Source organism: Rhodoplanes elegans, from assembly GCF_016653355.1.
Lineage (GTDB): Bacteria > Pseudomonadota > Alphaproteobacteria > Rhizobiales > Xanthobacteraceae > Rhodoplanes > Rhodoplanes elegans.
In genome coordinates this window covers 34,843-48,435 of the sequence record NZ_NHSK01000164.1, presented here as the reverse complement: position 1 = coordinate 48,435, position 13,593 = coordinate 34,843, and the positions used below count along the sequence as shown (strand labels likewise).

The 13,593-nt window shown below is 71.2% G+C and carries 10 protein-coding genes; 8 read left to right on the top strand and 2 right to left on the bottom strand.

Annotation, left to right across the window (positions count from 1 at the left end; translation table 11 throughout):
- Window positions 1-142 precede the first annotated feature (142 nt).
- The 6 genes from CCR97_RS20685 to lexA all read left to right on the top strand — a co-directional run bounded on the left by CCR97_RS20685 (window position 143) and on the right by lexA (window position 5,370).
- Window positions 143-763, top strand: coding sequence for an anthranilate synthase component II (locus CCR97_RS20685; RefSeq protein ID WP_111356403.1), 621 nt, complete (start codon window positions 143-145; stop codon window positions 761-763).
- 8 nt (window positions 764-771) lie between these two features.
- Window positions 772-1,785 (top strand): anthranilate phosphoribosyltransferase, encoded by a 1,014-nt coding sequence (trpD, locus tag CCR97_RS20680; protein WP_111356404.1) that lies wholly within the window; start codon window positions 772-774, stop codon window positions 1,783-1,785.
- 46 nt (window positions 1,786-1,831) lie between these two features.
- Complete coding sequence (gene trpC / locus CCR97_RS20675) at window positions 1,832-2,647, top strand: indole-3-glycerol phosphate synthase TrpC (RefSeq protein WP_111356405.1); 816 nt, start codon at window positions 1,832-1,834, stop codon at window positions 2,645-2,647.
- A 47-nt stretch (window positions 2,648-2,694) separates the two neighbouring features.
- On the top strand, window positions 2,695-3,207 hold the full coding sequence (gene moaC / locus CCR97_RS20670) for a cyclic pyranopterin monophosphate synthase MoaC (RefSeq protein WP_111356406.1): 513 nt from the start codon (window positions 2,695-2,697) through the stop codon (window positions 3,205-3,207).
- Window positions 3,207-4,424 (top strand): molybdopterin molybdotransferase MoeA, encoded by a 1,218-nt coding sequence (locus tag CCR97_RS20665; protein WP_111356407.1) that lies wholly within the window; start codon window positions 3,207-3,209, stop codon window positions 4,422-4,424. The genes moaC and CCR97_RS20665 overlap by 1 nt, the downstream gene beginning before the upstream one ends.
- Before the next feature lie 229 nt (window positions 4,425-4,653).
- Window positions 4,654-5,370, top strand: coding sequence for a transcriptional repressor LexA (gene lexA / locus CCR97_RS20660; protein ID WP_111356408.1), 717 nt, complete (start codon window positions 4,654-4,656; stop codon window positions 5,368-5,370).
- Window positions 5,371-5,672: 302 nt separating this feature from the next.
- On the opposite strand, the gene CCR97_RS20655 is transcribed toward lexA, so the two are convergent.
- Window positions 5,673-8,009: a ComEC/Rec2 family competence protein gene (locus CCR97_RS20655; RefSeq protein ID WP_201159798.1), complete on the bottom strand. Its 2,337-nt coding sequence runs from the start codon at window positions 8,007-8,009 to the stop codon at window positions 5,673-5,675.
- 336 nt (window positions 8,010-8,345) lie between these two features.
- The gene (locus CCR97_RS20650; protein WP_111356410.1) at window positions 8,346-10,028 is read right to left on the bottom strand and encodes a glutamine--tRNA ligase/YqeY domain fusion protein; all 1,683 of its coding nucleotides are present in this window, start codon (window positions 10,026-10,028) and stop codon (window positions 8,346-8,348) included.
- Between the two features lie 291 nt (window positions 10,029-10,319).
- Between CCR97_RS20650 and gltX the strand changes: the two genes are divergently transcribed.
- Together gltX and gltA are read left to right on the top strand one after the other, a co-directional pair.
- Window positions 10,320-11,768, top strand: a complete 1,449-nt coding sequence (gene gltX / locus CCR97_RS20645; protein ID WP_111356413.1) for a glutamate--tRNA ligase — start codon at window positions 10,320-10,322, stop codon at window positions 11,766-11,768.
- Between the two features lie 281 nt (window positions 11,769-12,049).
- Entirely contained in the window at window positions 12,050-13,357 is a 1,308-nt protein-coding gene (gene gltA / locus CCR97_RS20640) for a citrate synthase (protein ID WP_111356411.1), read from the top strand.
- Window positions 13,358-13,593 lie beyond the last annotated feature (236 nt).

The following is a 13,593-nucleotide window of genomic DNA, read 5'->3' as shown; positions in this document are numbered from 1 at the left end:
CGGGGCGCGGTGGCCCGCGCGCGCTCGCGTGGACCCGCGGGCGATCGCCGCCGGCGATGCGGTGGACGCCGAGCCGGGTCGGCCGCGCCTTGACCCCCTTTGCCCGCGCGGTCTAAGACCCGAGAGGGGGGCGGCGGGCGCCATGATCGTCCTGATCGACAACTACGACAGCTTCACCTTCAACCTCGTCCACTATCTCGGCGGGCTGGGGGCGGACGTCGTCGTCCACCGCAACGACAAGGTGACGGCCGACGCGGTGCTCGCGGCCGCGCCGGAAGCGATCGTGCTGTCGCCGGGGCCGTGCACGCCCAACGAGGCCGGCATCTGCCTGGAGCTGATCGACAAGGCCTCGGCAACCGTACCGATGCTCGGCGTCTGTCTCGGCCACCAGGCGATGGGCCAGGCGTTCGGCGGACAGGTCGTGCGCGCCCCCGTGCCGGTGCACGGCAAGCTCTCCGAGATGTCGCACGAGGGCCAGGGCCTGTTCCGCGGCATCAACGGTCCGTTCCGGGCGACCCGCTACCACTCGCTGGTGGTCGAGCGTGGCACCCTGCCCGACGACCTCGCCGTGACGGCCGAGACCGACGGGCTGATCATGGCCATGCAGCACAAGACGCGGCCCGTGCACGGGGTGCAGTTCCACCCCGAGAGCATCAAGTCCGAGCACGGCCATCTGATCCTGAAGAATTTCCTCGACATCGCCCGCGCCTTCAACGAGGCGGCGGGCCGGACCGACGGGCGCCCGGCGTCCCGGCCGCAGTGAGGCTTCCAATGGTCGAGCTGAAGACGCTGATCGCGCAGGTCGCCACGGGCGCGCCGCTGACCCGCGAGCAGGCCGCCGCGGTGTTCGCCCGGATGATGTCGGGCGAGGCGACGCCGTCGCAGATGGGCGCGCTCCTGATGGCGCTGCGGGTGCGCGGCGAGACCGTCGAGGAGATCACCGGCGCCGTCTCGGCGATGCGGGCCAAGATGCTCAAGGTCGAGGCGCCGGCGGGCGCCGTCGACGTGGTCGGCACCGGCGGCGACGCCTCCGGCTCGTTCAACATCTCGACCTGCGCGGCCTTCATCGTCGCCGGCGCCGGCGTCCCGGTGGCCAAGCACGGCAACCGCGCGCTCTCCTCCAAGTCGGGCGCCGCCGACGTCCTCGCCGCGCTCGGCGTGCGCATCGAGCTCTCGCCGGAGCAGATCGGCCGCTGCATCCGCGAGGCCGGCATCGGCTTCATGTTCGCGCCCGTGCACCATCCCGCGATGAAGCATGTCGGGCCGACCCGGGTGGAGCTCGGCACCCGCACGATCTTCAACCTGCTCGGGCCGCTGTCGAACCCGGCCGGCGTCAAGCGCCAGATGGTCGGCGTGTTCTCGCGCCAGTGGGTCGAGCCGCTCGCCCATGTGCTGAAGAATCTCGGCTCCGAGCGCGCCCTGGTGGTGCACGGCTCCGACGGGCTCGACGAGATCACGACGGCGGGCCCGACCGCGGTCGCCTCGCTGGAGAACGGCACGGTCACGACCTTCGAGATCACGCCCGAGGAGGTCGGCCTTCCCCGCGCCGCCCCGGAGGCGCTGCGCGGCGGCGACGCCGCCGCCAATGCGGTCGCGCTCAAGGCCGTGCTGGAAGGCCGCAAGGGCCCGTATCGCGACGTCGCGATCTTCAACGCGGCCGCCGCGCTCGTCGTCGCCGGCAAGGCCGCCGATCTCGCCAGCGGCGTCGCGCTCGCGGCCCAGTCGATCGACACGGGCGCCGCCGAGGGCAGCCTCGGCCGGCTGATCGCCGTGTCGAACGCGTGAGCCCGGACGTGGCGTCCCGAAGACCCGAGCGCGAGGCGTGAGCCCGATGGCCGACATCCTGCAGAAGATCGAAGCCTACAAGCGCACCGAGATCGCCGCCGCCAAGAAGGCGCACCCCTACATGGCGGTCGCCGAGGTGGCGAAGGCCGCGACGCCGCCGCGCGGCTTCCTGCGCGACATCGAGCGGCGGCTGGCGCGCCACCAGCCGGCGCTCATCGCCGAGATCAAGAAGGCGAGCCCGTCGCGCGGGCTGATCCGCGCCGACTTCGACCCGCCGGCGCTCGCCCGCGCCTACGAGGCGGGCGGCGCCACCTGCCTGTCGGTGCTGACCGACGGTCCGAGCTTCCAGGGCCGCCCCGACCACCTGATCGCGGCGCGCGCCGCGACGGCGCTGCCGGTGATCCGCAAGGACTTCCTCTACGACCCGTATCAGGTCGTCGAGGCGCGCGCGCTCGGCGCCGACTGCATCCTGATCATCATGGCGGCGGTCGACGACCGCACCGCCCGCGACCTCGAGGAGACCGCGGCCGAGCACGGCATGGACGCGCTGATCGAGGTGCACGACGAGGCCGAGCTGGAACGCGCCCTGAAGCTCTCGTCGCGCCTCCTCGGCATCAACAACCGCGACCTCAAGACCTTCGAGACGAGGCTCGAGGTCTCCGAGCGCCTCGCGCCACTGGTGCCGAAGGACCGCGTGCTGGTCGGCGAGAGCGGCATCTTCACGCCCGACGACCTCAGCCGCCTCGCGCGCGTCGGCATCTCGACCTATCTGATCGGCGAGAGCCTGATGCGCCAGGCCGACGTGACGGCGGCAACCCGCACCCTGCTCGGCCGCGGCGCCGCCGCACCGGCCGCCGAGTGATCGAACCCGACAACGACACCGTTCCGCGAACCAACCCGGACCCCTGCATGACCGACGAGCCGCAGCTCACCCATATCGGCGCGCGGGGCGAGGCCCGCATGGTCGACGTCTCCGACAAGGCGTCGACCAAGCGCATCGCCGTCGCCGAAGGTCGCGTGGTGATGACGGCCGAGACGCTCGACCTCGTGCTGCGCGGCGACGCCAAGAAGGGCGACGTGCTCGGCGTCGCGCGCGTCGCCGGCATCATGGCGGCGAAGAAGACGCACGAACTGATCCCGCTCTGCCATCCGCTGATGATCAGCAAGGCCGAGGTGGAGATCACGCCCGAGCCGGCCCTGCCCGGCCTGCGCGTGACCGCGACCGTGCAGGTCGCCGGCCAGACCGGCGTCGAGATGGAGGCGCTGACCGCCGTGTCGGTCGCGTGCCTCACCATCTACGACATGGTCAAGGCGGTGGAGCGCGGCATGCGGATCGAGGGCGTGCGGCTCCTGGAGAAGCAGGGCGGCAAGTCCGGCCATTTCCGCGCCGACCAGCCCGACGCCGGCGACGGGGACGCCTGATGGCCGCGCCCCTGTCGGTCACCGAGGCCCTCGCCCGGGTGCTGGAGCGCGCCGTGCCGCTGCCGACCGAGAGCGTGCCGGTCGGCGACGCGCACGGCCGCGTGCTCGCCGCCGATCTCGCGGCCCAGCGCACGCAGCCCCCCGACGACGTCTCCGCCATGGACGGCTATGCGGTGCGGTTCGCCGACGTCGAGGCACCCGGTGCCCGGCTGCGGGTGATCGGCGAGGTGCCGGCCGGGCGGCCGTTCGACGGTGCGGTCGGCCAAGGCGAGGCGGCCCGCATCTTCACCGGCGGCGTGATGCCGGCGGGCGCCGACACGGTCGTCGTTCAGGAGAACGCCACCCGCGACGGCGACACCGTGACCTTCTCGGCCGCCGCCGGATTCTTGGGCCGCCACGTCCGCAACCGCGGCCGCGACTTCTCCGCCGGCACCGTGCTGCTGCGCGAGGGCCGCCGCCTCTCGATGCGGGACCTGGCGCTCGCCGCCGCCATGAACCACCCGGCCGTGCCGGTGCATCGGAGGCCGCGCGTCGGCCTGCTCGCCACCGGCGACGAGCTGGTGCCGCCCGGCACGCCGCCCGGCCCGGGCCAGATCGTCTACTCGAACGGCTTCGCCATCGCGGCGCTGGCCCGCCACGAAGGCGCCGCCACGATCGATCTCGGCATCGTGCCGGACCGCCTGGACGAGACGGTCGCGGCGATCCGGCGCGCCCGCGCCGAAGGCGTCGACGTGCTGGTGACCACCGGCGGCGCCTCGGTCGGCGACTACGATCTGGTGCAGACGGCGCTGGCGTCCGAGGGCATGCAGCTCGCGTTCTGGAAGATCGCCATGCGGCCCGGCCGGCCGCTGATGAGCGGCCGCCTCGGCGACATCCACGTGCTCGGCCTGCCCGGCAATCCGGTGTCGTCCTTCGTCACCGCGGTGCTGTTCCTGGTGCCGCTGCTGCGCCGGCTTCAGGGCCGCGCCGACCTCGCCATCCCGGACGAGCCGGCGGTCGCCGGCGCCGCCGTGAAAGCCAACGACGAGCGCGCCGATTTTCTTCGTGCGACGCTGTCGAGCGATGCCGAGGGGCGACTCGTCGCGACGCCGGTGACGGACCAGGATTCCTCGCTGCTCGCGCCGCTCGGCCTCGCCGACGGCCTCCTGATGCGCCCGCCGCACGCGCCTTCCGTCGCGGCCGGCGGCCCCTGCCGGGTGATTCGGCTGCCGGCCTGACCGGGCGCCCGCGTCATCGGGATCGGAGAAACCCTGGGGCCGCATCCGGCCCGCGCCGGTTTTGCTCGCCTGAACCGCCCCTTAGGGCTAACCAACAATCGCCGCGTCCTGTCGATTCCCCCGGCTGACATTAAAAGGTTGCGGAACACATGCCGAACAGATAGGGTATGTTCATGATTTGTTTAGGCGGCTGCGGTGCACTGCCTGAGCAAGCCCCGGGGGACGACGCATGTTGACGCGGAAGCAGTTCGAGCTGTTACGGTTCATCCACGAACGCCTGAAGGAAAGCGGCGTGCCGCCCTCCTTCGACGAGATGAAGGATGCGCTCGACCTGCGCTCCAAGTCCGGCATCCACCGCCTGATCACGGCGCTGGAGGAGCGCGGCTTCATCCGCCGCCTGCCCAACCGCGCCCGCGCCATCGAGGTGATCAAGCTGCCCGAGTCGGTCGGCCACGGCGTCATGGCGGGCGGCCGCGCCCGCGGCTTCACGCCGAGCGTGATCGAAGGAAATCTCGGCCGGGTCCGCCCGCCCGCTCCGCAGCCGCAGGACGAGGACACGGCCCGCCCCGTCGCCGTGCCGGTGATGGGCCGGATCGCCGCCGGCACCCCCATCGAGGCGATCCAGACCAAGAGCTCGATCGTCAACGTGCCGCCCGAGCTGCTGAGCGCCGGTGACCATTTCGCCCTCGAGGTGCGCGGCGACTCGATGATCGACGCCGGCATTCTCGACGGCGACATCGCGCTGATCCGCCGCTCCGAGAATGCCGACACGGGCGACATCGTCGTCGCCCTGGTCGACGAGGAGGAGGCGACGCTCAAGCGCTTCCGGCGCCGCGGCGCCTCGATCGCGCTGGAGCCCGCCAACACCTCCTACGAGGTGCGCATCCTTCCCCCCAACCGGGTGCGCATCCAGGGCAAGCTGGTCGGCCTGATGCGGCGGTACTGAGGCGGCGGTACAGAGCGGCGGGTTTCCGCTGCCGCGTCCCCGGGGTGTCGCCGAGGGTGGCGAACTCCCTCCTTCGTCCTCGCCTTCCCTCCTTCGTCCTCGTCCTGAGGAGCCGCCGAAGGCGGCGTCTCGAAGGACGTGGCCCCTGGCGTGACCGCATGGTTCGAGACGGCCGCTGCACGGCCTTCTCACCATGAGGGGGGCGTCGGCGCACCGGCGACGCACAGGCGGCACCGTGCCTTCTCGCGCTGGGTCCCGGGTCTTCGCCCGGGACGCGATGCCGTGCGTGCTCGCGTCGCCGCTCAGTCCGGATCGATGTCCTCGATCGCCGGGGTGGCATCGGGCGGAGGAGCCGAGCGGGACGTGCCTGCGGCCGTGCCGCCGGCAGAAGGAAGAGCGGGCCGAGCCGGGGCGGTCGGCGCCGGCGACCACGGTCGATCGTAGCCCGGCGCGCGGGTGCGGGTGACGGCGAAACCATCTGCGGTCCGCCGCAGCGCCAGCGCGCCCGTGTCCTTCAGCATGGCGCGGTCGATCACGGTCGCCCGACAGCCGTCGGGCGGATCGCGCAGCGCGACGATCAGGGCGGCACGAACGCAGTCGTCGGCGAAGCTCTCGGCGGTGCGCGCTACCGCCACGGCGGCCCCGTCGCCAAGGCGGGCGACGCAACCGGCCGGATCGCAGGCGAAACCCGCGGCGACCTCCGCCCCGTCGGGCGGCCGCGCGTCGGCGTCGCCGGCGAGCCAGTCGCGCGCCGCGAAGTTGAGCGATCCGATGCGCAGGACCGTGAGCCGGCCGTCGGCGCCGCGCACAGCCACGGCCTCGCCGCCGGGCGCGATCAGCACGTCGGCCTTTTCCGAAGCGCCGGCGAGCAGCATGGCGACGACGAGCAGGGCCGCGCCCGTCCACCGCAGTGGCGTGCGCAGCAGCGCCAGCACGACGAGGCCCGCGGTCGCGACCAGCAGCGCATCGGCTCCGAAGGCCGGGACCCGGCCGACGGCTCCGGGCAGCGCCGCGACCCATTGGGCGACCGCCGTCATCCAGTCGATGCCGGCGCCCATCAGGCGCCAGAGCGGACCGTCGAAGCCGAACGGCATGGCGACGAGCGCGACGATCCCGACCGGCATCACGAAGCCGGAGACCACCGGCATGGCGCCGAGATTGGCCAGCACGCCGTAGGGCGCGACGCGGTGGAAGTGGTAGGCCGCGAAGATCGTGGTCGCGAGTCCGGCGACCAGCGAGGCGACGATCAGGGCGACGATCTCGCGGGCGCCCCACAACGCGAGCCGCGCGGAGAGCGCGCTGCGCGGGGCCGCGGCGAGCCACGGCAGCCCCTTCTCGTAGACGGCGACGAGCGCCAGAGTTGCGGCGAAGCTCATCTGGAAACTCGGATGCACGACGGCTTCCGGGGTGAGCAGCATCACGGCGAGCGCCGCGACGGCGAGGGTGCGCAGCGTCACGGCGCGGCGGTCGACCATCACGCCGAACAGCACGATCGCCGTCATCACGAAGGCGCGCTGGGTCGCCACCTCGGCACCCGACAGGATCAGGTAGAACGCCGCCGCGACGAGCGCCGCGCCGGCCGCCCACTTCTTGATCGGCCGCGTCAGCGCGAGCCGCGGCACCAGCGCGAGACCCGCCCGCAGCACCACGAAGACGAGGCCGGCGACCACGGCCATGTGATAGCCCGAGATCGACAGCACATGGGCGAGGCTCGACACGTACATGGCGTCGTTGACCGAGGCCGAGATGGCGTCGCGCTTGCCGGTGATCAGGGCCGAGGCGATGGCGCCGGCGTCGCCCGGCAGCGCCGCGCGGATGCGCGCGTCGATGCTTTCGCGCAAATCATCGATCGCGGCGGCAGCACGCAAGGTCAGGTCCGGCGGGACCGGGGCCGGCGCCGGCCGCACGGCGCCGAGCGCAAATCCCGAGGCGCCGATACCGTGGAACCAGAGGTCGCGGGAAAAGTCGTAGCCGCCCGGCCGCAGTGGCGCGAGCGGTGGCGACAGCCGCGCCGTCAGCGCCACATGGGCGCCGACCGGCGGCGCCGTCCCCTTGCGCACCGACACCCGCACGCGCTCCGGCCGCAGGCCGGCCGCGACCGGCCCGCCGCGCGGCATCTCGAAGGCCGCGACCCGCAGCACGATGCGGTCGCTCTTCTCGCGCTCCTCGCGCTTCTCCACGAAGCCGGTGAGCTTCGCCCCGAACGCGGGCTGGCGCAGCACCGGGGCGTCGACCACGCGGCCCCGCACGGTCGCGGCGAGGAACCCGGCTGCGACCGCGGCGATCCCGATCGCCGCGAACACGGCGGCGCGCCGGCGGGTCGCGACGACCAGCCCGAGCGCGGTGGCGAACGCCATTGCGGCCGCCCACAAGGCCGGCTCGGTCTCCGCGGCGAAATAGAGGACGATGCCGAGCGCGACGCCGATCGCCAGCCACGGGAACAGCCGCCCGGGCTCGACCTCGGCGGCCGCCCAGCCGGCAAGGATCCGGCCGCCGGCATGAGCGAGGTCGCCGAGCCGCACCGGAAGCGGATACGCGCGGCCGCCCGCCGCCCCGGCCCCCGGCTGCGGCCGCGGGCCGACCGGAAGGACGCCGACGCGCCCGCGCGTCCGTGCGGGCCCCCTGCCCGGCTCCGCCATGCGGCACTCCGCGGTTGGCTGGAGCCTGAAGCGTATTCTAGTTTTCCGGGATACTCAGGATGAACACAACGGAAACAAATAGTCCGTCACCGTTCTCCTGCGGGAACGGATAGCTTCGTGCCCCGGACCAGGCGCGGCAGGCCGCAGGCCTGATGCGCCGCAGAGCCGGGGTCCAGGGCCGCACGACGGGCCGCACGACGCAGAACGCCGACCGGCACGGCGAGCCCTCGTCCGTGGCCCCTGGGTCCCGGTTCGCGGCGCGTTGCGCCGCGCCCGGGACACGAGACCTCCGACGGCGCAAGGCAGAGGAGTCAAAGCGAGAGGGTTGAAGTCCCCCTACCCGCCGCTCTGCACCTTCGCCCAGGTGTCGCGCAGGCCGATGGTGCGGTTGAAGACGAGGGCGCCGGGGCGCGAGTCCTCGTCCGGGCAGAAATAGCCCTGGCGCTCGAACTGCACGGCCTGCGCGACCGGCACGTCGGCGAGCGACGGCTCCAGCCGGGCGCCGGTCAACACCTCGAGCGACTGCGGGTTGAGGTCCTCGGCGAAGGTCGCCGGCGTCGGCGCCGGGTTCTTGAACAGGTTGTTGTAGACCCGCACCTCGGCCGGGATCGAGTCGACGCCCGAGACCCAATGGATGGTCGCCTTGACCTTGCGGCCGTCCGGGGCGTTGCCGCCCTTGGTCGCGGGATCGTAGGTGCAGCGCAGCTCGACCACCTCGCCGGAGGCATCCTTCACCACCTCCTTGCAGGTGATGAAATAGGCCCAACGCAGCCGCACCTCGCGGCCCGGCGACAGGCGGAAGAAGCCCTTCACGGGCGTCTCCTGGAAGTCGTCGCGCTCGACATAGATTTCGCGCGAGAACGTGAGCTTGCGCGTGCCCTTGCCCGGGTCGTCCGGATGATTGACGGCCTCGAGCGTCTCGCTCTGCCCTTCCGGATAGTTCTCGATCACCACCTTGAGCGGCTTGAGCACCGCCATGCGGCGCTCGGCCGTGCGGTTCAGCACCTCGCGGATCGAGAAGTCGAGCATCTGCATGTCGACGACGCTGTTCGCCTTGGCGACGCCGATGCGCTTGGCGAAGTCGCGCAGCGCCTCGGCCGGCACGCCACGGCGGCGCAGCCCAGAGATCGTCGGCATGCGCGGGTCGGTCCAGCCGGTGACGTACTTCTCGCGCACCAGCGTGGTCAGCACCCGCTTCGACAGCACCAGATAGGTGATGTTGAGCCGTGCGAACTCGTACTGGCGCGGCTTCGAGGGCACCGGCAGGTTCTCGATGAACCAGTCGTACAGCGGCCGGTGGTCCTCGAACTCGAGCGTGCAGATCGAGTGCGTGATGTGCTCGATCGCGTCCGACTGGCCGTGGGCGAAGTCGTAGCTCGGATAGATGCACCAGGTGTTGCCGGTGCGCGGATGATGCGCGTGGAGGATCCGGTAGAGCACCGGGTCGCGCAGATTGATGTTGCCCGACGCCATGTCGATCTTGGCCCGCAGCACGCGGGCGCCGTTCGGGAACTCGCCGGACCGCATGCGGCGGAACAGGTCGAGGTTCTCGGCGACGGAGCGGTTGCGGAACGGGCTGTCGGTGCCGGCCTCGGTGAGGGTGCCGCGGGTGGCGCGGATCTCCTCCTGGGTCTGGTCGTCGACATAGGCCTTGCCGGCCTGGATCAGGTGCTCGGCCCAGCCGTAGAGCTGCTCGAAATAGTCCGAGGCGTAGTAGAGATGCTTGCCCCAATCGAAGCCGAGCCAGCGCACGTCGCGCTCGATCGAGTCGATGTACTCCTGCTCCTCCTTCACCGGGTTGGTGTCGTCGAAGCGCAGGTGGCAGCGGCCGCCGAACTCGGCCGCGACGCCGAAGTTGAGGCAGATCGACTTGGCGTGCCCGATGTGCAGATAGCCGTTCGGCTCCGGCGGGAAGCGGGTGACGACCTCGCTCCGGCGGCCGGTTTCGAGGTCGGCCTGGATGATGTCGCGGATGAAGTCGCGGCCCGCTTCGGCGGCGACCGGTTCGACTGCCGTCATTGTCGCTGTCCTGTGGACGTCGGTGTCCCGTGGTCCCGTACCGCCGCACGAGTCGCGCGCAGCGGCACACATCCGGGTCTTGTGCCAAATTCGGGCAGGGGCGCCAAGGGCGATCGGCCCCTGCCCTCCGGCCGGGGTCCCGCCCCGCCGGCCGGCCTCGCCCGGCCCCTCGCCCGACGCGTCGATTGCGTGCCCGCACTTCTGTGCTAAAGGGGCGCGCCCGTTTTCCCGGCCGCGCGCGGCCGACAGCCTTCCGAGAGCCTCGTGTCCGACACCGCCGTGCAAGACACCGTGACGCAAGACACCGTCGTCACCCGATTCGCCCCCTCCCCGACCGGCTTCCTACATATCGGCGGGGCCCGCACGGCGCTGTTCAACTGGCTCTACGCCCGCGCCCGCGGTGGCAAGATGCTGCTGCGCATCGAGGACACCGACCGCGAGCGCTCCACGCAAGCCGCGATCGACGCCATCCTGGACGGCCTCGCCTGGATCGGCCTCGATTGGGACGGCGACACCGTCTACCAGTTTTCCCGCGCAGCACGGCACCGAGAGGTCGTCGAGACCTTGCTCGCCTCCGGCGGAGCCTACCGCTGCTACGCCTCGCAGGCCGAGCTCGACGCCATGCGGGAAAAAGCGCGGGCCGAGGGCCGCACCCGCCTCTATGACGGCACCTGGCGCGATCGTGATCCCTCCGAGGCGCCCGCCGGGGTCAAGCCGGTGATCCGCCTCAAGGCACCGCTCATCGGCGAGACGGCGATCGACGACCAGGTGCAGGGCCGCGTCGTCTGGCAGAACGAGAACCTCGACGATCTCGTGCTGCTGCGCTCCGACGGCACGCCGACCTACATGCTGGCCGTGGTGGTCGACGACCACGACATGGGCGTCACCCACGTGATCCGCGGCGACGACCACCTCACCAACGCGGCGCGCCAGAAGCAGATCTACGACGCGCTCGGCTGGACGGTGCCGACCTTCGCCCACATCCCGCTGATCCATGGGCCGGACGGCTCGAAGATGTCGAAGCGGCACGGCGCGCTCGGCGTCGACGCCTACCGGGCCATGGGCTACCTGCCGGCGGCGATGCGCAACTATCTGGTCCGGCTCGGCTGGAGCCACGGCGACCAGGAGATCTTCTCGACCGAGGAGATGGTCGCGGCGTTCGACCTGCCCCAGATCGGCCGCTCGCCGGCGCGCTTCGACTTCGCCAAGCTGGAGAGCCTCAACGGGCATTACATCCGCCAGCTCGACGCGCCCGCCCTGCTGGCCGAGATCGAGAAGCTCCTGCCCCACATGGCGCAGGGCGACGAGCTCGCCCGCAAGCTGACGCCGGCCTTGCGGGACAAGCTGCTGCTGGCGCTGCCGGGCCTGAAGGAGCGCGCCAAGACGCTGGTCGATCTCGTCGAGCAGGCGCGCTTCGTCTATGCCGACCGGCCGATCGCGCTCGACGACAAGGCGAAGGCGCTGCTGACCGCGGACGCCCGCGCCGTGCTCGGACGGCTCGCGACTGCGCTGGCGCCGGTCGAGCCGTGGACCGCCGAGGCGACCGAGGCGGCGGTGCGCAGCTTCGCCGAGGAGCAGGGTCTCAAGCTCGGCGCCGTGGCGCAGCCGCTGCGCGCCGCCCTCACCGGCCGCGCGACGTCGCCCGGCATCTTCGAGGTGCTGGCGACGCTCGGCCGCGAGGAGTGCCTCGGCCGCCTCACCGACCAGGCCGGCCTGGCGACGGTCGCGTCCGAGGCCTGAACGGACGGCGGTCCGGCCGGCCCGATGCCGGATGTTTGATCGCGATCAATGACGCCAACCGGCCGGCGCCCGCCCCGGGCGCTTCCGGCAGGGCGGTCACGTCCCCATATCGCCTTGTATGTCGAGCGTTTAGCCACGCGTCCGCGGCGCCCGTGGCGTCACCTTGCCGCACTGCACGAGATGCGGTACGCAGGGCTCGGCTGGGCGCAGAAGTACCCCGTGGACCGCCCGCCGGCGCGAGCCCGCGTGTGCTCGCTCGACCCCTGACATCCGAGGAGCCTATGGACGCTAAATCGGGCGCCAACACGAAGACCGGGACCCTCACGATCGGCAGCGAGAGCTGTACGTTCCCGATCCATCAAGGGACCATCGGCCCTGATGTCCTCGACATCAGCAAGCTCTACAGCAAGGCCGGCATCTTCACCTACGATCCCGGCTTCACGTCGACCGCGAGCTGCGAGTCGAAGATCACCTATATCGACGGTGACGAAGGCGTCCTGCTCTACCGCGGCTACCCGATCGAGCAGCTGGCCGAGCACGGCGACTTCCTCGAGACCTGCTACCTGCTCCTCTACGGCGAGCTGCCGACCGCCGCCGAGAAGAAGGACTTCGACCTGCGCGTCACCCGCCACACCATGGTGCACGAGCAGATGGCCCGGTTCTATCAGGGCTTCCGCCGCGACGCGCATCCGATGGCCGTCATGGTGGGCTGCGTCGGCGCGCTGTCGGCGTTCTATCACGACTCGATCGACATCTCCGATCCGCACCAGCGGATGGTCGCCTCGATCCGCATGATCGCCAAGATGCCGACCATCGCGGCGATGGCCTACAAGTACACGATCGGCCAACCGTTCATCTATCCGAAGAACGAGCTCGACTACTCGGCGAACTTCCTGCGCATGTGCTTCGCCGTGCCGGCCGAGGAGTACAAGGTGAACCCGGTCCTCGCCCGCGCCATGGACCGCATCTTCATCCTGCACGCCGACCACGAGCAGAACGCCTCGACCTCGACGGTGCGGCTCGCCGGCTCGTCGGGCGCCAACCCGTTCGCCTGCATCGCGGCCGGCATCGCCTGCCTGTGGGGCCCGGCGCACGGCGGCGCCAACGAGGCGGCGCTGAAGATGCTGTCGGAGATCGGCAAGCCCGAGCGCATCCCGGAGTTCGTGCGCCGCGCCAAGGACCCGAACGACTCGTTCCGCCTGATGGGCTTCGGCCACCGGGTCTACAAGAACTACGATCCGCGCGCCAAGATCATGCAGACGACCTGCCACAAGGTGCTGGCCGAGACGGGCGTCAACGACGACCTGCTCGAGGTCGCCATGGAGCTCGAGCGCGTCGCCCTCCACGACGAGTACTTCATCGAGAAGAAGCTCTACCCGAACATCGACTTCTATTCGGGCATCACGCTCAAGGCGATGGGCTTCCCGACCTCGATGTTCACGGTGCTGTTCGCGCTGGCCCGCACGGTCGGCTGGATCGCCCAGTGGAAGGAGATGATCGAGGATCCGAGCCAGAAGATCGGCCGTCCCCGCCAGCTCTACACCGGCGCCACCCGCCGCGAGTACACCGACATCGCCCGTCGGGTGTGAGGCGAGACCTCTCCGGCCCGCGCGGTCGGATCACGATGCACGGGGCGCCCACGGGGCGCCCCGTTTCGTTTCCGGCGGGCGCGTGATCGCCGGTGCGTCGCCGGTCGGAGCTATAGCCGCCGCCCATCGGTCACCCGAAAGAGGTATCACCGTATAAATAGCCCAATTGTAATAGGCGAAAGCACAAAACATCTTGGTGTTTCCCCAGACACCCTAAAATTACCGCCCGTTACTCT

Coding starts and splice junctions, on each gene's coding strand:
- CCR97_RS20685 (WP_111356403.1), top strand. CDS start 143: ATGATCGTCCTGATCGACAACTACGACAGCTTCACCTTCAACCTCGTC.
- trpC (WP_111356405.1), top strand. CDS start 1,832: ATGGCCGACATCCTGCAGAAGATCGAAGCCTACAAGCGCACCGAGATC.
- lexA (WP_111356408.1), top strand. CDS start 4,654: ATGTTGACGCGGAAGCAGTTCGAGCTGTTACGGTTCATCCACGAACGC.
- moaC (WP_111356406.1), top strand. CDS start 2,695: ATGACCGACGAGCCGCAGCTCACCCATATCGGCGCGCGGGGCGAGGCC.
- CCR97_RS20650 (WP_111356410.1), bottom strand. CDS start 10,028: ATGACGGCAGTCGAACCGGTCGCCGCCGAAGCGGGCCGCGACTTCATC.
- CCR97_RS20665 (WP_111356407.1), top strand. CDS start 3,207: ATGGCCGCGCCCCTGTCGGTCACCGAGGCCCTCGCCCGGGTGCTGGAG.
- trpD (WP_111356404.1), top strand. CDS start 772: ATGGTCGAGCTGAAGACGCTGATCGCGCAGGTCGCCACGGGCGCGCCG.
- CCR97_RS20655 (WP_201159798.1), bottom strand. CDS start 8,009: ATGGCGGAGCCGGGCAGGGGGCCCGCACGGACGCGCGGGCGCGTCGGC.
- gltA (WP_111356411.1), top strand. CDS start 12,050: ATGGACGCTAAATCGGGCGCCAACACGAAGACCGGGACCCTCACGATC.